Below are 18,384 nucleotides of genomic sequence, written 5' to 3' on the forward strand. Positions count from 1 at the left end.
GCACTACCTCATATCCGAGCTTCTCGGCGGTGATCATGTTGGTGCGCACGGTCCGGGCGCGGCGCAGCGCCGACGACTTCCCGCGCGCCGAACACCTGGCCGCCAAGATCGCGGACGTGGCCGCCGACCCGGTCGCCGTCGAGCCGGAAACCGCGGGGATGGTGGCGAACCGGATCATCGACAACGCCGGCGTCAGCGCCGCGGCCGTGTTGCGCCGTCCGGTCACGGTGGCCCGCGCGCAGGCGCTGGCGCACCGCAGCCCACGCGGGGCCCGGGTCTTCGGCCTTAGCGGCGCCTACTCCGCCGAATGGGCGGCCTGGGCCAACGGCGTCGCGGTGCGCGAGCTCGACTTCCACGACACGTTTTTGGCCGCGGAGTACGCGCATCCCGCCGACAACATCCCCCCGCTCGTCGCGGTCGCGCAGCAGCTCGGCGTGGGCGGCGCCGACCTGATCCGCGGCATGGCCACCGCGTACGAGATCCAGATCGACCTGGCCCGCGGAATCTGCCTGCACGAGCACAAGATCGACCACGTCGCGCACCTGGGCCCCTCGGTGGCCGCCGGCCTGGGCACCATGCTGCGGCTGGACACCGAGACGATCTATCACGCCGTCGGCCAAGCGCTGCACCTGACCACCAGCACCCGGCAATCCCGCAAGGGCTCGATCTCCAGCTGGAAGGCGTTCGCGCCCGCGCATGCCGGAAAGGTCGCCATCGAGGCGGTCGACCGGGCGATGCGCGGCGAGCGGTCGCCGGCCCCGATCTGGGAGGGCGAGGACGGCGTGATCGCCCGGCTGCTGGGCGGACCCGAATGTGAGTACCGCGTGCCGTTGCCGGCGCCGGGCGAACCCAAGCGCGCCATCCTGGACAGCTACACCAAGGAGCACTCGGCGGAGTACCAGAGCCAGGCCCCGATCGATTTGGCCCGGCGGATGCGTGCGCGGGTCGGCGACCTCGATAGGATCGCGGCCGTCGTGCTGCACACCAGCAACCACACCCACGTGGTGATCGGGACCGGGTCGGGCGATCCGCAGAAATTCGACCCCGACGCGTCGCGAGAAACGCTCGACCATTCGCTGCCCTACATCTTCGCCGTCGCGCTGCAGGACGGCGCGTGGCACCACGAGCGGTCTTACGCGCCCGAACGGGCACACCGCCCCGACACCATCGCGCTGTGGCGCAAGATCACCACTGTCGAGGACCCCGAGTGGACCCGCCGCTACCACGCCGGCGACCCGGCGGAGAAGGCGTTCGGCGCGCGCGCCGAGATCACCCTCGACAGCGGTGAGGTGATCGTCGACGAGCTCGCCGTCGCCGACGCTCACCCGTTGGGCGCCAGGCCCTTTGGCCGTCGGCAGTACGTCGACAAGTTCACCACGCTGGCCGACGGCGTCGTGGATCCCGCCGAGCAGCGGCGGTTCCTGTCCGCTGTGGACGACCTGTCGACGCTGGAGGCGGTGGACGCGCTGAATATCGTCATCGACCCCGCGGTACTGAAAGCCGCGCCGACGACGCCACCGGGCATCTTTTACTGAGTTACGTTGCGGCGCTGTGGCTTTGAGTGCGGCTAACGGCCGCCGACCTACATGCGGTCGAGGTTTCGGAATTTGTCGGTCCCGAACCAGTGGGCGTTGAGATCCATAGTGGCCTGGTTGACGTCAGCCGGGCTGACTCTCTTCGCGACCTCCCACAGCCCGTAAAAAGCCCAACCGTTTCCGGGAAAAGTTCCCGTCGGGACTTGGTCGGGATCGGCGCCCGGGAGTCTATTCAGGCTCTCCAACAGCAGCCGCTTGGCCGTGTCCAGATCGTGTCGGGCCGGGTCCGCCCTCCGGATCAGGATCGAGGCCAGGGTTTGGCGCGTGGGATAGAGCCATACGGGAAGCTCCTTGTACGGCAGGGTGTCCTCGATCGCCCTGGCGCGGTCCGCACGGTCGAAAGCTTCGTCCCACTTGGCGTTCAAGGCGGCGGTGCGGGCGTGGCCCAGCTCATCCAGGATCGCGGCCAGACAGAGGCCCTTGTAATTTTTGGGGAGCTGGGCGCCCGTCGCGGGAGGATTGCAGTCCCGGTTTTGTTCGCCCTCGTCGGCTGCATCCTGACGATATCTTGCGAGGTCGGCACCGAATGTGCCGGCCCATTTACTGGAACGATTTCCGTCCCAGATATCCGCCATCAGCTGCGTGTAGTCATAGGCGATATTTGCGAGCGGCTGCTGGTCGAAAGAATCCGGTTGCGGGAACTGACGAATGTCCGCCGTGCTGGAGAAATTCAATCTTGTGAGGTAGTAGATGGTGCGGTATCTGTCCGAAGCGCTTCCCTTCCCTTTGTCGGGCGCCGAATCCAACAGCTTCTTCGCATAAGGGTCGACGTCCTGACTGTCGCCGCTCAACACCGCGGCGGCGAGGAGGAAATGAATATTGTGGAGGTAGTAGTCGTACCTATAGCGGTCGTCGTTCGGGCGATACAGCTCCTCCTTGGCAAAATACGCTTCGTCCGCGTCGATGGCTTTCTTGTTGGCCCAGATTGCGTTCTGCATCTCCCCGAGGCGGTAATAGATGTGCGACGGCATGTGGACCAGATGACCTGCATTCGGCGCCAATGACGCCAGCAGGCCCGCGTATGGTCTCGCCTTGCGTGGCGTGCGCGACCCCTCCATCAGGTGGATATACCAGTGGACGGGTCCTTCGTTTTGCGGGAACCGGCCGAAGTCCAGCGCCTTCTCGAGAGCAGCCCGTGCCTGCCCGAGCGGCCCGCTCCACTCGGTGATCGGATTTCCGTTTTCGTCCCAGTAATTCCAGGGCGTCAGGTTCATGGCCGCATCGGCGAAAAGCGTGATGACATTGGGGTCGTCGCTGCCGAACTCGTCCAGCACCCTTTTCATGCCGCGGTAATAGGCTTGGTTGCGAAGCCGCTGACACTGCCTCGGGTCGTTGACGGTGCAATCCTGGTAGCGCTCGAACAAGGCCCGGATGATTTCCCAGTCCTTAGCACTTGGATCCGCATCGATGGCGCGGTGCAGGGCGTCTCTCGCGGCCTTGCGGTCGGGTTCGGATTGTTTCGGCATATTGATGTCGACTCCCAGGGGGAGCGCTTGGGCCCAGTAGCATGCCGAGCAACGACGACCAGCACTCTCGGCCTCATCCGCCGCCGCGCGGAATGCCCTGAGGGATTCGCGGTTGTTGAACGCGAAAAAGAACTGTAGGCCCTGATCAAAATACGACTGGCCCGACGGCACGGGCCAATGCGCGGTTCCGACGAAGGGGTACAACGGCGGCGGCGCCGGATCATCCTCGGCCAGGTTGATTAAGGCGCAGGCCTGGGTCGGCTTTTTGGCCGTCTGCATGTCGTCCATACCCGAGCCCGCATCCGCGTCGGCGGCGGGTTGCGTCGCGGCCTCCTCGGACGGGCCGGGACAGGCATCTGTCCGCTCGGAAGGCGAACAGCATGAAGCGGCGGTGAGAACAACAATCATCGCCGCTACCCACAATCTGCCCCGGAACAGCTTGGACATGATTTCCCTCGTGACGGACCATTGTTGCGGGCAAACTCATTGAGACGAAAGGGATCTTATTCCGCGGCGAGTCGCCGCGCCACGATATGGCTAAGGCGTGGACGGCCCGCCGTACTGCCACACCAGGCTGTGATTGCCGGTCATCGTGGGGTTGCACCACATCGTCCGGCCGTTGACGTCCTGGGCGGTGGCGTGCAGCACGGTGCAGGCGTCGCCAGGCCCGGGGACGTCGGCCCGGGCGACACCGACCCCGGCGATCGATGAAAAAGCAGCGATTGTCGCGACGACGCCGAATCGAAGTCCGCTCATGGGGGAAGTATCCTCGCGCGGGACTCGCCGGCCAAGTTTCCGCCCACCCCATGCCACGCGGCTAGAACACGTTCTAATCTGTCAAACCATGGGATTTCTCAAGCCCGAGCTGCCCCAGGTCGACTTCGATGCATGGAGCAAGGGCACGCGCAGCGAGAAGATCCGCCCGATGGCCCGGCACTGGGCCGAGGTCGGCTTCGGCACGCCGGTCGTCCTGCACCTGTTCTATGTCGTCAAGATCCTGCTCTACATCCTCGGCGGCTGGCTGTTCGCCTCGGCGACCAACGGACTGGGCGGCTTCACCAACGTCGCGCACTGGTGGTCCGAGCCGATCGTCTTCGAGAAGGTCGTGCTCTACACGATGCTGTTCGAGGTCGTCGGGCTGGGTTGCGGCTTCGGGCCGTTGAACAACCGGTTCTTCCCACCGCTGGGCTCGATCCTGTACTGGATGCGGTTCGGCACCATCCGGCTGCCCCCGTGGCCGGATCGCGTCCCGCTGACCCGGGGCACCGCGCGCCGCCCGGTGGACGTGTTGTTGTATGCGGCGCTGTTGGTGATGACGCTGTGGGCGTTGTTCTCCGACGGGACCGGCCCGGTGCCCGAACTGGGCACGACGGTCGGGCTGCTCCCGACGTGGCGCGTGGTGCTGATCCTGCTCACCCTCGGCGTGCTCGGGCTGCGCGACAAGGTGATCTTCCTGGCCGCCCGCGGCGAGGTCTACGCCACGATGGCGGTGACGTTCCTGTTCGGCGGGGTCGACATGATCGTCGGGTCCAAAGTGGTGTTCCTGGTGATCTGGATGGGCGCGGCGACGTCGAAGCTCAACAAGCACTTCCCGTTCGTCATCTCCACGATGATGTCCAACAACCCACTGGTGCGGCCCCGCTGGCTGAAAAGACGCTTCTTCGAGAAGTTCCCGGACGACCTGCGGCCCGGGCGGCTGTCGCGTTTTCTGGCCCACGTGAGCACCGCCATCGAGATGCTGGTGCCGCTGCCGCTGTTCTTCTGCCACGGCGGCTGGCCCATCACGGTGGCCGCCTTCGTGATGGTGTGTTTCCACCTGGGCATCCTGGTGTCGATCCCGATGGGGGTGCCGCTGGAGTGGAACGTGTTCATGATCTTCGGCGTGCTGTCGTTGTTCGTCGCGCACGCCCGCCTGGGACTGGCCGACCTGAGGCACCCGGTGGTGGTGGTGATCCTGTTCGTCGTCATCGCGGGAATCGTGTTGCTGGGCAACATGTTCCCGCGCAAGATCTCGTTCCTGCCGGGCATGCGGTATTACGCCGGCAACTGGGACACCACGCTGTGGTGCATCAAGGGATCGGCCAACGAGAAGATCGGCCGGGGCATCGTGGCGATCGCCAGCATGCCGCAGGCCCAGCTGGAACGGTTCTACGGCAGCCCGGAGGCCGCGCAGATCCCCATCTACATGGGGTATGCGTTCCGCGGGTTCAACACCCACGGCCGCGCCCTGTTCACGCTGGCGCACCGGGCGATGGCCGGTCAGAACGAGGACGACTACGTCATCACCGACGGCGAGCGGATCTGCAGCACCGCCATCGGCTGGAACTTCGGCGACGGCCACATGCACAACGAGCAACTCATCGCCGCCATGCAGGAGCGCTGCCACTTCGAGCCGGGTGAGGTGCGCGTCGTCCTGCTCGACGCGCAGCCCATCCACCGGCAGACCCAGACCTACCGCCTGGTGGACGCCGCGACGGGCGAGTTCGAGCGCGGCGTCGTGCGCGTCGCCGACATGGTGACCCGCCAGCCCTGGGCCGACGACCTGCCCGTCGAGGTGGTCACCCAATAGCGCGAGCAGTCGCAAAAGCCCCCGCATGGCCGGCGTGTCGCGGGCTTTTGCGTCTGCTCGCCAGGACTAGGCGCCCGCCCGCACCTCGCGGGCCGCGGCGACCATGTTCCGCAGCGATGCGGTCACCTCGTCGACGCTGCGGGTCTTCAGCCCGCAGTCGGGATTGACCCAAAGCCGTTCCGCCGGTACGGCTCTGAGCGCCGCGCGCAGTGACTCGGCCATCTCGCCGGTGCCGGGCACCCGCGGCGAGTGGATGTCGTAGACGCCGGGGCCGACGCTGTTGGCGAAGCCGGCCGCGTTCAGGTCGTCGAGCACCTCCATGTGTGAGCGGGCGGCCTCGATGGAGGTGACGTCGGCATCCAGATCGGCGATGGCCCCGATCACCTCACCGAATTCCGAGTAGCACAGGTGGGTGTGGATCTGCGTCGAGTCCGCGACGCCGGAGGTGGCCAACCGGAAAGACCCTACGGCCCAACGCAAATAGTCCTCCTGCTGGGCGCGGCGCAGCGGCAGCAGCTCGCGCAGCGCGGGCTCGTCGACCTGGATGACCGCGATCCCCGCGGCCTGCAGGTCCACGGTCTCGTCGCGGATGGCCAGCGCCACCTGGTTGGCGGTGTCGGCCAGCGGCTGGTCGTCGCGGACGAACGACCACGCCAGGATCGTCACCGGCCCGGTCAGCATGCCCTTCACCGGCTTGTCGGTCAGCGACTGCGCGTAGGTGATCCACTCGACGGTCATCGGGTGGGGCCGGGACACGTCGCCGAAGAGGATCGGGGGGCGCACGCAGCGGCTGCCGTAGGACTGCACCCAGCCGTTCTGCGTGGCGAAGAAGCCCTCGAGCTGCTCGGCGAAGTACTGGACCATGTCGTTGCGCTCCGGCTCGCCGTGCACCAGCACGTCGAGCCCCAGCTCCTCCTGCAGCTTGATGACGTCGGCGATCTCCTGGCGCATCTTGGCGACGTAGGTGGCCTCGTCGATCTCGCCGGCCCGAAAAGCCGCGCGCGCCTTGCGAATCGCCGACGTCTGCGGATAGGAGCCGATCGTCGTTGTCGGCAGCGGGGGCAAATGCAGCCGGGCCTCCTGGCTGGCGCGGCGCTGGGCCGCGTCGCCGCGCTGGGTGCCCGACGCGACGATCGAGTCGATCCGGGCGCGCACCGCGTCGTTGCGCAGCCGCGGGTCGCGCCTGCGGGAGGCGACCGCGGCGTTCGAGGCCGCGATCGCCTCGGCGACGACGTGGCGCCCCTCGTGCAATGCCCGCGCCAGCGTCACCACCTCGGTGACCTTCTCGGCCCCGAACGCGAGCCAGCTGCGCAGCGCGTCGTCCAGGCCGGTCTCGGGATCGAGCGAGTACGGCACGTGCATCGTGGAACACGACGTCGAAACCGCCACGGTAGCAGCCGAATCCGCTACAGCGGCCAGCCTGGTCAACGCCGACTCCAGGTCGGTGCGCCAGACGTTGCGCCCGTCGACGACGCCGGCCACCAGCAGCTTGGGGGACAGCTCCGGGATGCCGGCCAGCGTGACGTCGGCGCCCGCAACCAGGTCGACGCCGATGGCCTCGACCGGTGTGCGGGCCAGCCCCGCCAGCGACGCGCCCGGGTCGCCGAAGTAGGTGGCGACGTGGATCGCGGGCCGGTTGCTCGCCGCACCCAGCGCGTTGTAGACGGCCTCGGCCAGCGCGGGCGCGTCGGGGGAGATGTCGGTCACCAGCGCGGGCTCATCGAGCTGCACCCACTGCGCGCCGTTGTCGGCGAGCAGCGCGAGCAACTCCGAGTACAACGGCACCAACTCCTGCAGCCGATCGATCGGCGCGCCGGCGCCGTTAACGCCCTTGCTCAGCAGCAGGAACGTGATCGGCCCGATGATCACCGGGCGCGCCGGAAACCCTTGCCCCAGCGCCTCCTTGAGCTCCGACAGCACCTTGGCCGGGTTCAGCGCGAACTTCGTCGCGGGCTCGATCTCGGGGACCAGGTAGTGGTAGTTGGTGTCGAACCACTTCGTCATCTCCAGCGGAGAGATCGCCTCGTTGCCGCGCGCGAGGGCGAAGTAGCGGTCCAGCTCGTCGGGGACGTCGCGCGCCCGCGCCGGCAGCGCGCCGAGCATGACCGCGGTGTCGAGCATCTGGTCGTAGTACGAAAAGGTGTTCACCGGCACCGAGTCCAGGCCCGCGGCGGCCAGCTGGGACCACATGTCGCGGCGCAAGGTCGCGGCGACGGACTCGAGTTCGGCCCGGTCGGTGCGCCCGGCCCAGTAGCCCTCGGTGGCGCGCTTCAGTTCGCGGTTGGGCCCGATGCGGGGGGAGCCGGTGACGGTGGCGGTGAATGCTTGAGCGGTCACGTTGTCGTCCTAACACTCGACGGATGGGTCACCGCCGGCGGACGCGCAGCCGATTCCGACGGGGCACACAAGCCACAACGGCAACGGCCCAACGCCCATTCCACGAGGCTATAGGCCGCCGGACGCGGCGCGCCCGGCACTGCTTGTGACGGCGGTCGTTCCTTGGCGTTACTAACGTCGCCGGAGCGCCTCGGCGATGGGGACGTCACCGTTGTTGAAGTCGATGGTTCGGCCGACCGTCGAGTCGTCCGCCAGCGCGGCGGCGGCGACCGCGGCAACGTCCGTGCGCGAGACCGAACCCTTCGCTTCGTCGATCGCGATGCGCCCGGTCCCAGGCTCCATCGTCAGCCGCCCCGGCCCCAGCACCGTCCACTCCAGGCCGCTGGAGCGCAGGTGCGCGTCCGCGGCCGCCTTGGCCTCCGCGTACGGGAAGAACGAATCACCCTCCGGCACACCGTGATCGGGGCCGGCGCCGAAGTAGGACACCATCACGAACCGCTTGACGCCGACGCGCCCCGCGGCGTCGATCACCCGGATCGCCGCGTCGCGGTCGACGGCGTAGGTGCGCGCCGGGTCGCCCCCGCCCGCCCCGGCGGAGAAGACGACCGCGTCGTGGCCCGTCAGCAGGCCGGCCAGCTCATCGGTGTCGAGGCGCTCGACGTCGGCCACCACCGGCGTTGCGCCCGTGGCCGCGACGTCGTCGGAGTGCCCGGGGTTGCGGAAGACCGAGCTCACCTCGTCGCCGCGTTCGGTCAGGATGCGGGCGAGCTGCAGGGCGACCTTGCCGTGTCCGCCGATGACGACGATGCGAGCCATGCCCGCAACACTAGCGCCGCCACGCCGCGCCAGGCCGGGACGCCGACTGTGAAGCCGTGGCTTTCGTTGTGAGCCTAGGGCGGCAAACAGACCCCGAATCCCGCCCTACACGCACACTCGAAGCCACCAGATCACACGCGATCTGTGCTCGCGATCGCCGCTAGAGCTTCACCTTGCCCATGATGATGTCGATGATCGGCTTGCCCGGCGCGTAGGCGCCGGTCATCGAGGCCATGGTGTGGCCAGAGTCCACGAGCAGGGTGACGCCGCTGACGCCGCAGGCCGCCTCGCTGTTGAGGAAGGCCATCACGTCGCCCATCTGCTCGGGCGTGTGCACCTTGGAGCCGGTCTCGTCGCGGTAGTCCTGGGCGAAGGACAGCCACAGGTCGGCGTTGGCCTGGGCCAGGGGGGTGTCGGTCGGGCCGGGGCAGATCGCGTTGATGCGAATGCCCTTCTTCGCCAGCGGGTAGCCCTGGGTCGCCACGTAGGTGTTGATCACCTTCTTGCTGGTGCCGTAGTGGTTGATCCCTTCGGCCTCGTGCGCCTGGCACCACGCCTCGGCCGCCGCGAAGTCCGGCGTGGCCAGGAAGTCCAGCATCAGGTCCAGGTCGTTCTCCCAGCCCATGCCGGCGACCGAGGAGATGAAGCAGATGGCCGATCCGTTGGGCAGTTGGTCCTTTTCCAGCAGGCGGTCGATCAGGTGACGGTGGCCGATGAAGTTGATCTTCATCAGGTCGATCGTTCCGTCGGCGACGCCGGCGGCGGAGAACACCGCGTGGATGGGACCCTTGACCTGCTCGAGCGCAAAATCGATGGACGCGGGGTCGCGCAGGTCTACCTGGACGGACTGGGCGACCTTGTAGTCCACCGGCGCGTAGTCCAGCACGATGACTTCGGCGCCGAGTTCGGCCGCCGACTTGGCCGCGGCGGCGCCCATGCCCGTCGCGCCCCCGACAACCAGCGCACGCTTGCCGTCGTAGCGCAAGCGATCGACAATGGTCATGGAAATCCCCTTCTCGCTATCTGCCAATGAGATTCTAGTCGCCCTACTGTATGTAGAACAGTTATTAGGTTCAATACCTAATTGCCCCGGACCGCGACGCCGCGCAGCACGGTGTCGCGGGCGTGCACCAGCGCGGCGCGCTTACCGATCGCGCGGAGGATGTTCTCCGGGATCCACTGCAGGCCGATGAGGCACCGCGCCAGCATGGTCGTGGATGGGGCGTCGATGCCGATCTCGCCGGACCGGATCCCTTCGGAGAGCAGCGATTTCATCTGCCGTAGCCGCGTGGCGTACAGCCAGCCGGGGTTGGGCGTGTTCGGCGGGGACTGGCGCATCCACGCCAGCTGGATCCGGAACTCGTCGGAAAAGCGGTCGAGGGCGTTGACGTTGACCCAGCTCAGCGCGTCCAGTTTCTCGATCGCCGTGGCGTCCGAGCGCAGCACGGCGACCCAGCCGGCCTCAACCTTGCGCCCGAAGGACTCCATGATCGACGCGAGCAGCTCGTCCTTGGAGCCGATCACCCGGTAGACGGTCCCGGTGCCCAGACCCGCCGCGGACGCGATGTCTCGGATGGTGGTCACCTCGTACCCGCGGCGACCGAATTCCGTCCGGGCCACCGCGAGGACGTGGGCGGCCTTGTCGTCGGGATCGGTGTCGCCGTCGTCGGCCCAGGTGGCGATGACGTCTTTGGCGGCCGCGAAGGCGTTGGACCGGTCCAGCGCCGCATCGGTGAGGGGCCGGGTTGCCAAGCCCTGCAAGATGATTCGGCACAGCAGCTCGGCCACCTGGTTGGCCGGCGAGTTGTGGCGCATGACGTCGAGCCCCACCTGCAGCATGGTCTGGCAGATGCGGTCGGACAGCGTGGGCAGGTCGATGTCGGGCTTGATGTAGCCGCTCCAGCGGGCGGCGCGCAGCGTCTGCAGCATCGCCTCCTGAACGGCCAGGGGCTGCTGCTGGGTCAGCTTGATGAGCTCCGGGTCGTCGCTGGGCCCCTCGTAGAACGACATCTGCAGGGCGGCGCCGTGCCGCACCGCGCAGTTGGCGATCGCCTTGCCCAGCTCGACGATCCGCTCCGACGGGGGCCGCGAATCGGGCTCGTCCAGCCGGGCCTGGGCGGTCCGGCCGATGCTTTCCAGGTCCTCCTGGTAGCGGCGGATCAGTTCGACCAGGATGGCCTCTTTGGACTCAAAATGGTGGTACAGGCTGCCGGGCAGGATGCCGGCCGCGTCGGCGATCTCCTGCAGCGACGTCCGCAGCCCCGTGGAGGCGATCAGCGACGCGGCGGTCTGCAGGATCTCGGTGCGGCGCGACCCGAAATCCGCTGTGCCGCTGGCGCGCAACGACTCGGCCTTGGCCATGATCAACGGCGCGCGGATCCGGACGACGGCGGATTCGCCACCATACGCATCCGTCCTCTCAGCGAACCAAATGTTTGTTAAAGGCTATCAGACTTCGCGCTGCAAATCCGCTGCATACGGCGGTGCCAGCGCCATTCTAGAGCGCCGGGCCGTCCCAGCCGTCGTGCGCGGCGACCTCGCCGACGGGCCGCCTATGGGCGGGCCGGAACGTGCGGCCGGCACGCAGGCGGCCCACCGGCAGCAGGCAACCCTGGGCGTAGCCCGCCGGAATGCCGAGCAACTGCCGGACCTCCTCCTCGCGGTGCAGGTGCAGGGTCGTGATGCACGTCCCGTATCCGCGGGTGTGCAGGGCGAGCTGAAAGTTCCACACCGCCGGGAAGATCGAGCCGTACAGCGTCGCCTGGTAGAACGACTCGTCGCCGTCGATGCGCGGCAGGTAGGGCTGATAGCACGGGATGATCAGCACCGGCACCTTGGCCATGTTGTCGACCAACCACTCCGTCGACGACATGATCCGGCCCTCGGGCGTCCCGGCCGGCAACACGTCGGCGAGCATCTGTCCCCCGACCCGCAGCAGGTACGCCTCGCGGTACAGCTCGGCGATCCTGGTGCGCAGCGCCGGGTCGGTCAGCACCAGCCAGCGCCACGGCTGGGCATTGGACCCGTTGGCGGCCTGCAGCCCGACGCGCAGGCACTCACGGATGTCGGCGAGGTCCACCGGCGCAGCCACATCGAGCGACTTGCGCGCCGACGGGGTCGAGGTGAGCAGGTACTCGATGTCCATCATCTGGCGCCTCTCGTCGCGAGGTGCGCACCGATTTCGATGAGGTAGCGGTCCGGGCTGCCGAGAAATCCGCTCCAGCTCAGCAGGCGCTTGAGGTAGAGGTGAGCGTCGTGTTCCCAGGTGTAGCCGATGCCCCCCAGCACCTGGATGGCGGTGTCGCCGACGGTGGCCAGCCGGCCGGCGAACGCCTTCGCCCGCAGCGCGGCGAGGTGCCGTTCGGCCGGGGCCGCGTCGGCGGCCCACAGCGCGTGGATCACCCCGCTGCGGGCCAGCTCGACGGTCTCGTACATGTCGACGCACAGGTGCTGCACCGCCTGAAAGGAGCCGATGGGCTGCCCGAATTGCCTTCTGGTTTTGGCGTATTCGACGGCGAGGTCCATCACGGCGCGCGCGGCGCCGAGGGCGTCGGCGGCGGCGGCGATCAACACGTCGTCGATCACCGACGCGACGCCGTCCGGGGAAGCGGCACCCAGCCGTCGCGCCGGGGCCGCGTCCAACGTGACACGAAACTGCTTGCGGGTCAAATCGATACCGTGTTCGGGCGCCACCGACACCCCGGCCGAGCCGGTGTTGACGACGAAAAGCGCCATGCCGTCGGCATCCTCGGCGAGTGTCAACAGGACGTCGGCCGCGGCGGCGTCGGGCACCGCGCCGATCTCGCCGCGCAGCACGATTTCGTCACCGTGCCTTGCGGCCGCGACGTCCCCGAGGTACGGGAGACAGAGGGTGGCGACCGTGGTGCCGTCGGCGATCCCGCGCAACAGGTCCGCCGCCGTGCCGCCGGCGCCGAGCCGGGTCAGCGCCCGCGGGGCGGCGACCGCGGTCGACAGCCACGGGCCCGGATGCAGCGCGGCACCCAGCTCTTCGGCGACGATGCCGGCCTCGACCATCGTCATCCCGGCCCCGCCGCAGTCCTCCGACACCAGCAGACCGGTGCTGCCGAGACCGGCGAGGCCCCGCCACACCGCCGGATCGGTGCCGGTCGGGTCGTCCAGCAGCGGTCGCACGTGGTCGCGGATCGACGCCTTTTCGGTGAGGAAGCGCCGGGTGGTGTCGCGCAGCGCGACCTGCTCGTCGGTGAGTTCGAGGTTCATGCGCGCGGCAACCCGAGAACCCGCTGGGCGGTGATGTTCTTGTTGACCTGGCTCGTGCCGCCCGCGATGGTCAGCGATCGCGACGTCAGGCGATAGTCGGCCCACGGCTCGCCGGCGCCGCGGGCACCCAGCACGTCGAACGCCAGGGCCGCCAGGTCCTGCCCGATCTCGCCCCAGACGGTCTTGGCGAGGCTGGCCGACCCCAGCGGGTCGCCGCCGTGCAGCGTCGCCGAGATCGACCGCTGGCACAGGACCTCGAGATATTTGATGCGGACGGCGATTTCGCCGAGCCGGCGCAGCGTGACGGGATCGTCCAGGGCGCCCGCCGTGGCGATGTCGTCGGCGAGTTCTTCCAGCCGGACGTGCATCTCCGCATACAGCCGGGCGGCCCCCGCGCGCTCGTGGCTCAGCGTGGTGGTGGCCACCTGCCAGCCCGCGTTGAGCGGCCCGAGCAGCGCGTCTGCCGGCACCCGCACGTCGCGAAAGAAGACCTCGGCGAAGTCGGTGTCGCCGTTGAGCGTGACCAGCGGGCGGGCCTCGATGCCCGGCAGCGTCATGTCGACGATCAGGCAGGAGATCCCCTTGTGCTTGGGTGCGTCGGGATCGGTGCGCACGTACAGCTGGCACCAGTCCGCCCGGTGACCCAGCGACGTCCAGACCTTCTGGCCGGTCACCACGAAGTGGTCGGCGTCCCGAACCGCGCGGGTGCGCAGCGACGCGAGATCGGACCCGGCCTCGGGTTCCGACATCCCTTGGCACCAGATGTCGTCGGCGCGCATCATCCGGGGGAGCAGCGTCAGCTTCTGCGCCTCGGTGCCGTACTGCATGATGGCCGGCGCGATGTTGTTCATCCCAATGACGTTGAGCGGCATGGGCGCCCGGGCACGGGTGGTTTCCTCGGTGTAGACCAGTTGCTCGAGAACCGTTGCGCCGCGACCGCCGTATTCGCGGGGCCAGGACACCGCGGCCCACCCCGCGTCGGCCATCGTGCGATTCCACGCCCGCAGCTTCTCGAATCCCGCGTCGTCGCGCCCCGACGGGCGGCGGGCGGCGATCAGCTCGGCGGTCAGGTTCGCCGACAGCCAGTCGCGCAGCTCGATGCGGAACTGTTCCACTTCCGCCGGGTATGAAAAGTCCACGTTGGCTTAACCTTAGCGGCGCGACGCCGCCAGCGGGCGATCGTAGGAGGGGTCGGCCGTGTCGTGGCGGGGGGTGCGTGCCCCGGCGACCATAGCGATGGCTTCGTCGGTGAGCAGCGATTGCGATTCGTCCATGAAGACGATCGCCCAGCGCCCGTCGCGCCGCTCCAGGCGATCCACATAGCGGCCGCCCAGTCCGCGGCCGGCGCCGGTGACCACCGCCACCCGCCCGCTGAAGTCAATCACGCTGTGCTCCTTAGCAAGTGCGATCGGCCACCCGATCCGATTGACCGCAGATGCGATCGGACCCTACGCTGGAACAGATATTTGGTCAACACGCAGGGTGGGTTCGGAGGCCGATGGCAAACGACGCGCTTGGTGACAGGCTGGCGGGCCTCGGCATGCTTGCGTCCGCGCTCGCGGGCCGGCCCGTCGCCGTCGCCGAACTGCCGGTCGGCGAATCCCCGTGGACCGACGGGCAGACCATCTACGTCTCCGCGCGCGCGCCGCTCACCGCCCTGGCGGTGCAGGCCTCCCTGATCGCCGCGGGCAGCCTGGACCCCGACGTGGTGCGGCCCCTGGTGCGACACCGCCGGCTGGCCCGGCGCTACCTGGCGATCGAGGGCCACCGCGCCCTGGTCGCCAATGGCGCACTGCTGCCGGGCATCCTGGCGTCGACGGGAGACCGCGCCATCGCGGCCCGCAGCGACTCGCCCGCCGCGTCGCTGACCCTCGCCGGGGGGCGGGGGGCGATAGACGGCCCGCCACCGGAATTCGGCTTGATCCGTGCGGCGAAGGTCGTGGCCGCGGGCTCCCGGGCGGGCACAGAGCCGGAACAGGAAACCCCACAACACGTCCCGCGGCGTCCGGGCGCACAGGAACTCGAAGAACTTGACGACGACGCCGTCGACGACTCGGACGACCCGGACTTGTTCACCAGCCCGGTCGGGGGCGGCGGCTTCATCGGCAAGTGGCTGAAGAAGATGCTGTCGTCGGCACGTAAGACCGGCAGCGGCGGCGGACCGCCCGGCGCCGATGCCCCGACGCACCGGACGAACGCCGCGAACCGCGGTGTGCACGCCGTGTCGTCGCTGGCGCCGAGCTCGACCGAAGATATCGACGACGACCAGGCCACCGCCGAGGACGGGGTGACCTATCCGGAATGGGACGCCGCGCGCCACAGCTACCGACCCGCCTGGTGCACCGTGCGCGAGGTCGAGCCGACGATCAAAGCCTCTGCGACGCAGCAGATCGAAGCCGCGATCGGCGTCCGGCGCCCGCTGTCCCGGCTGGGGATGGGCCTGCACCGGCGCCACCGCCAATCCCAGGGCGACGACATCGACATCGATGCGGCCGTGGAGGCGCGCGTCGAGGTGCTGGCCGGGTCGATGCCCGACGAGGCGGTCTACCTCGACAGCCTGCGGCGCCGGCGCGACCTGTCGGTGCTGCTCCTCCTGGACGTGTCGGGATCGGCGGCCGAGCCCGGGACGGTGGGGCGGACGGTGCACGAACAACAGCGCGTGGCGGTCGCCAATCTGACCGTCGCTCTGCACGACCTGGGCGACCGCGTCGCGCTGTACGCCTACTACTCCCAGGGCCGTCGCGCGGTGAGCATGGTGCCCGTCAAGCGATTTGACGACCACCTCGACTCGCACGTCATGCGGCGGCTGAACAGCCTGGAGCCCGGCGCATACTCGCGACTGGGTGCGGCCATCCGGCACGGCTCGGCGGTCCTCGAAGCGCGCGGCGGGACGTCGCGGCGCCTGTTGGTGGTGCTGTCCGACGGGCTCGCCTACGACCACGGCTACGAGCGGCCCTACGGTGCCGCGGACGCGCGGCGCGCCCTGACCGAGGCCCGTCGCCGCGGCACCGGCTGCGTCTGCCTGACCATCGGCGCGGGGACCGACGTGGTATCGCTGCGCCGGGTTTTCGGCAGCGCCGCGCACGCGACGATCGCGCGCCCCGACCAACTCGCCGGTGTCATCGGACCGCTGTTCCGGTCCGCGCTGCGCTCGGCGGAGGTGCGCCGGGCAACTGCCGCGAGCGTGCGTGTTGGTACGGCGACACGCCGCGGGCAGCGTACATTTGCGGACGCTCGCGGTCGTTGAAACAAACATCTGTTCCGGATAGGCTCCCAGAAACGCGGGCGGGAGAAGGGAAATCATGGCCAACGAGTCCGGCGTTGCCTACCGGAACGGCGTGCCGTCCGGTTCGGACGGAGAAATGATGCGGCCCTACTACAAGGCGATCGGCAGCGAAGAGACCGTCTTCAAGGCGGCCTATCGCCAGGGCCTGGCGCTCGTGTTGAAGGGGCCCACCGGCTGCGGCAAGACCCGCTTCGTCGAGGCGATGGCACACGACCTGGGCCGGCCGCTGATCACCGTCGCCTGCCACGACGACCTCACCACCGCGGACCTGGTCGGCCGGTTTCTGCTGCAGGGCGACGAGACGGTGTGGGTGGACGGGCCGCTGACCAAAGCGGTGCGCGAGGGCGCGATCTGCTACCTGGACGAGGTGGTGGAGGCCCGCCAGGACACCACCGTGGTGCTGCACCCGCTCGCGGATTACCGGCGGCAGCTGCCCATCGAGCGGCTGGGTGTGACGCTGGACGCGGCGCCGGGATTCGGTCTGGTCGTGTCCTACAACCCCGGCTACCAGAGCGTGCTCAAGGACCTCAAGGATTCGACGCGGCAGCGGATGGTGGCCATCGAATTCGGTTTCCCCGCAGCCGATGTCGAGGAGGGGATCGTCGCGCACGAGGCGGGCGTGGACGCGGCGACGGCCGCCGAGCTGGTGCGCTTCGGGCAGGCCATCCGCCGCCTGGAGACGGGCGGGCTGCGTGAGGTCGCGTCGACGCGGGTGCTGATCGCGGCGGGCAGGCTCGTCGCCGAGGGCCTGACCATGCGGGAGGCGGCCCGCGCGGCGATCGCCGGGCCGCTGACCGACGACGCGGCGGTGGGCCGGGGACTGCACGAGATGATCGAGGTCTACCTGGGCGGGGCGAACGGATGATTGACGGTGCATACCGCCGCCGCTAGTGTCTGAACAAATATTAGGTTTTTCCGTGGATGGGTGTGGGTCGGGCTCGCAACCCGGGAGGTCAGATGTCCTACGAAAGCAGCGCGGAGCCGATCAAGGTCGGCTACCTGATGGACTTCACCCTGCCGCCGGGGTTCCCCGAGGAGCTGTTCGCCTCCTTCACCCAGACTTTCGACCTCATCTTCGAGGAGGCGGTCGAACAGGGCCTGATGGACCGTCCCGTGCAGATGATCTACCGCGAGGTGGAGGGCCTGCCCAAGGGTTCGGTCAAGGCGGTGATCGACGCGTTCGGGGAGCTCGTCGACGAGGGCTGCCTGGTGGTCTTCGGCCCGAACATCACCGACAACTGTGTGCCGTTGCGGGAAGCGATCGAGGAGCGGTTCAAGGTGCCCGCGATCAGCGTGACCGGTACCGACGACTGGTTGGGCGAGTGGACCTTCGCCTTCCCCCAGGGATCCATGACCGACGAGCCCATCTTCCTGGCCGACCTGATCGCCAAACGGGGACTCACCGAGGTCGGGGTCCTGGTCGAGCAGAGCCTCATCGGTGAGAGCTACCTGAGGAACTTGCGCAGCGCCTGTCGGCGGAAAAACATCCGGATCGTGGCGGAAGTCGCGATCGCCCAGACGGCGCAGGACATCAACGCCGCGGTGCAGACGCTCCATGAGGCGAAGGCCGAGGCGATCGTGCACCTGGGGTTCGGGTTCGGCATCGTCTTCATCAACCCGGCGCTCGAGGCCGTCGGCTGGGACCCGCCCCGCTTCACCACCACCGCGTGGCAGAACGCGTGGGTGAACCCGATCATGTGGAACGCGTTCATGGGCTGGACCGGTGTCGATCAGTACGACGAGGCGAACCGGATCGGCCAGGACTTCCTCGACGCCTACGCGAGGAAGTACAACGGCAGTCGCCCGGAGTTCTGCGTGACCGTGGTCAACCGCGATGTCGCGGCGACGCTGGTGCGCGCGTTCACCGACGCACACCCGCTCAGCCCGCGCGGGGTCAAGGAGGCGCTGGAGCGGGTGAAGATGATGCCCGCCGCCTCCGGCGCGCCCGGCACCCGCGTGTCGTTCGGCAAGTGGACGCGGCGGGCGTGGATGGGCGCCGGCTATCTGGTGGCGCGGACCCTCGACGCCGACGGCGTCAACTCGCACTTGGTCGATCGCTTCGGAGAGTAAGGCGCA

Annotated in this window: 15 protein-coding genes; 5 read left to right on the forward strand and 10 right to left on the reverse strand. The window is 68.6% G+C overall.

The window, feature by feature from the left end:
• Nucleotides 1–35 precede the first annotated feature (35 nt).
• Nucleotides 36–1,535 carry a 2-methylcitrate dehydratase PrpD gene (prpD, locus tag AC5Y4Z_RS03775; protein WP_499961788.1) on the forward strand — a complete coding sequence of 500 codons (1,500 nt, stop codon included), beginning with the start codon at nucleotides 36–38 and terminating at the stop codon, nucleotides 1,533–1,535.
• Between the two features lie 47 nt (nucleotides 1,536–1,582).
• Here the strand turns inward: prpD and AC5Y4Z_RS03780 are convergent, their stop codons facing one another.
• Nucleotides 1,583–3,508 carry a hypothetical protein gene (locus AC5Y4Z_RS03780; protein WP_499960999.1) on the reverse strand — a complete coding sequence of 642 codons (1,926 nt, stop codon included), beginning with the start codon at nucleotides 3,506–3,508 and terminating at the stop codon, nucleotides 1,583–1,585.
• A gap of 90 nt (nucleotides 3,509–3,598) precedes the next feature.
• A complete protein-coding gene (locus tag AC5Y4Z_RS03785) occupies nucleotides 3,599–3,817 on the reverse strand; it encodes a hypothetical protein (RefSeq protein WP_499961000.1) in 219 nt (72 codons plus the stop codon).
• Nucleotides 3,818–3,905: 88 nt separating this feature from the next.
• Between AC5Y4Z_RS03785 and AC5Y4Z_RS03790 the strand changes: the two genes are divergently transcribed.
• Nucleotides 3,906–5,630, forward strand: a complete 1,725-nt coding sequence (locus AC5Y4Z_RS03790) for a DUF3556 domain-containing protein (protein WP_499961001.1) — start codon at nucleotides 3,906–3,908, stop codon at nucleotides 5,628–5,630.
• Between the two features lie 66 nt (nucleotides 5,631–5,696).
• On the opposite strand, the gene metE is transcribed toward AC5Y4Z_RS03790, so the two are convergent.
• The 8 genes from metE to AC5Y4Z_RS03830 form a co-directional block, all read right to left on the reverse strand.
• The gene (gene metE / locus AC5Y4Z_RS03795) at nucleotides 5,697–7,967 is read right to left on the reverse strand and encodes a 5-methyltetrahydropteroyltriglutamate--homocysteine S-methyltransferase (protein ID WP_499961002.1); all 2,271 of its coding nucleotides are present in this window, start codon (nucleotides 7,965–7,967) and stop codon (nucleotides 5,697–5,699) included.
• 171 nt (nucleotides 7,968–8,138) lie between these two features.
• The gene (locus AC5Y4Z_RS03800) at nucleotides 8,139–8,783 is read right to left on the reverse strand and encodes an SDR family oxidoreductase (RefSeq protein ID WP_499961003.1); all 645 of its coding nucleotides are present in this window, start codon (nucleotides 8,781–8,783) and stop codon (nucleotides 8,139–8,141) included.
• Between the two features lie 160 nt (nucleotides 8,784–8,943).
• A complete protein-coding gene (locus tag AC5Y4Z_RS03805; RefSeq protein ID WP_499961004.1) occupies nucleotides 8,944–9,786 on the reverse strand; it encodes an SDR family oxidoreductase in 843 nt (280 codons plus the stop codon).
• A gap of 77 nt (nucleotides 9,787–9,863) precedes the next feature.
• Nucleotides 9,864–11,144, reverse strand: a complete 1,281-nt coding sequence (locus AC5Y4Z_RS03810) for a TetR/AcrR family transcriptional regulator (protein ID WP_499961005.1) — start codon at nucleotides 11,142–11,144, stop codon at nucleotides 9,864–9,866.
• 136 nt (nucleotides 11,145–11,280) lie between these two features.
• On the reverse strand, nucleotides 11,281–11,928 hold the full coding sequence (locus tag AC5Y4Z_RS03815; protein ID WP_499961791.1) for a nitroreductase family protein: 648 nt from the start codon (nucleotides 11,926–11,928) through the stop codon (nucleotides 11,281–11,283).
• Nucleotides 11,928–13,022 (reverse strand): acyl-CoA dehydrogenase family protein, encoded by a 1,095-nt coding sequence (locus AC5Y4Z_RS03820; RefSeq protein WP_499961006.1) that lies wholly within the window; start codon nucleotides 13,020–13,022, stop codon nucleotides 11,928–11,930. The genes AC5Y4Z_RS03815 and AC5Y4Z_RS03820 overlap by 1 nt, the downstream gene beginning before the upstream one ends.
• Nucleotides 13,019–14,161 (reverse strand): acyl-CoA dehydrogenase family protein, encoded by a 1,143-nt coding sequence (locus AC5Y4Z_RS03825; RefSeq protein WP_499961007.1) that lies wholly within the window; start codon nucleotides 14,159–14,161, stop codon nucleotides 13,019–13,021. The genes AC5Y4Z_RS03820 and AC5Y4Z_RS03825 overlap by 4 nt, the downstream gene beginning before the upstream one ends.
• A gap of 12 nt (nucleotides 14,162–14,173) precedes the next feature.
• The gene (locus tag AC5Y4Z_RS03830; RefSeq protein ID WP_499961008.1) at nucleotides 14,174–14,407 is read right to left on the reverse strand and encodes a hypothetical protein; all 234 of its coding nucleotides are present in this window, start codon (nucleotides 14,405–14,407) and stop codon (nucleotides 14,174–14,176) included.
• Nucleotides 14,408–14,520: 113 nt separating this feature from the next.
• On the opposite strand from AC5Y4Z_RS03830, the gene AC5Y4Z_RS03835 reads away from it, so the two are divergent.
• The 3 genes from AC5Y4Z_RS03835 to AC5Y4Z_RS03845 all read left to right on the forward strand — a co-directional run bounded on the left by AC5Y4Z_RS03835 (nucleotide 14,521) and on the right by AC5Y4Z_RS03845 (nucleotide 18,378).
• Nucleotides 14,521–16,269, forward strand: a complete 1,749-nt coding sequence (locus AC5Y4Z_RS03835; protein ID WP_499961009.1) for a nitric oxide reductase activation protein NorD — start codon at nucleotides 14,521–14,523, stop codon at nucleotides 16,267–16,269.
• 55 nt (nucleotides 16,270–16,324) lie between these two features.
• Nucleotides 16,325–17,173, forward strand: a complete 849-nt coding sequence (locus tag AC5Y4Z_RS03840) for a CbbQ/NirQ/NorQ/GpvN family protein (protein WP_499961010.1) — start codon at nucleotides 16,325–16,327, stop codon at nucleotides 17,171–17,173.
• Nucleotides 17,174–17,265: 92 nt separating this feature from the next.
• The gene (locus tag AC5Y4Z_RS03845) at nucleotides 17,266–18,378 is read left to right on the forward strand and encodes an ABC transporter substrate-binding protein (protein ID WP_499961011.1); all 1,113 of its coding nucleotides are present in this window, start codon (nucleotides 17,266–17,268) and stop codon (nucleotides 18,376–18,378) included.
• The last annotated feature ends 6 nt before the right edge of the window (nucleotides 18,379–18,384 follow it).

The organism is Mycobacterium sp. NGS63 (assembly GCF_059812295.1).

Coding starts and splice junctions, on each gene's coding strand:
- AC5Y4Z_RS03835 (WP_499961009.1), top strand. CDS start 14,521: ATGGCAAACGACGCGCTTGGTGACAGGCTGGCGGGCCTCGGCATGCTT.
- AC5Y4Z_RS03810 (WP_499961005.1), bottom strand. CDS start 11,144: ATGGCCAAGGCCGAGTCGTTGCGCGCCAGCGGCACAGCGGATTTCGGG.
- prpD (WP_499961788.1), top strand. CDS start 36: ATGTTGGTGCGCACGGTCCGGGCGCGGCGCAGCGCCGACGACTTCCCG.
- AC5Y4Z_RS03785 (WP_499961000.1), bottom strand. CDS start 3,817: ATGAGCGGACTTCGATTCGGCGTCGTCGCGACAATCGCTGCTTTTTCA.
- AC5Y4Z_RS03840 (WP_499961010.1), top strand. CDS start 16,325: ATGGCCAACGAGTCCGGCGTTGCCTACCGGAACGGCGTGCCGTCCGGT.
- AC5Y4Z_RS03815 (WP_499961791.1), bottom strand. CDS start 11,928: ATGGACATCGAGTACCTGCTCACCTCGACCCCGTCGGCGCGCAAGTCG.
- AC5Y4Z_RS03790 (WP_499961001.1), top strand. CDS start 3,906: ATGGGATTTCTCAAGCCCGAGCTGCCCCAGGTCGACTTCGATGCATGG.
- AC5Y4Z_RS03820 (WP_499961006.1), bottom strand. CDS start 13,022: ATGAACCTCGAACTCACCGACGAGCAGGTCGCGCTGCGCGACACCACC.
- AC5Y4Z_RS03845 (WP_499961011.1), top strand. CDS start 17,266: ATGTCCTACGAAAGCAGCGCGGAGCCGATCAAGGTCGGCTACCTGATG.
- AC5Y4Z_RS03780 (WP_499960999.1), bottom strand. CDS start 3,508: ATGTCCAAGCTGTTCCGGGGCAGATTGTGGGTAGCGGCGATGATTGTT.
- AC5Y4Z_RS03800 (WP_499961003.1), bottom strand. CDS start 8,783: ATGGCTCGCATCGTCGTCATCGGCGGACACGGCAAGGTCGCCCTGCAG.
- AC5Y4Z_RS03805 (WP_499961004.1), bottom strand. CDS start 9,786: ATGACCATTGTCGATCGCTTGCGCTACGACGGCAAGCGTGCGCTGGTT.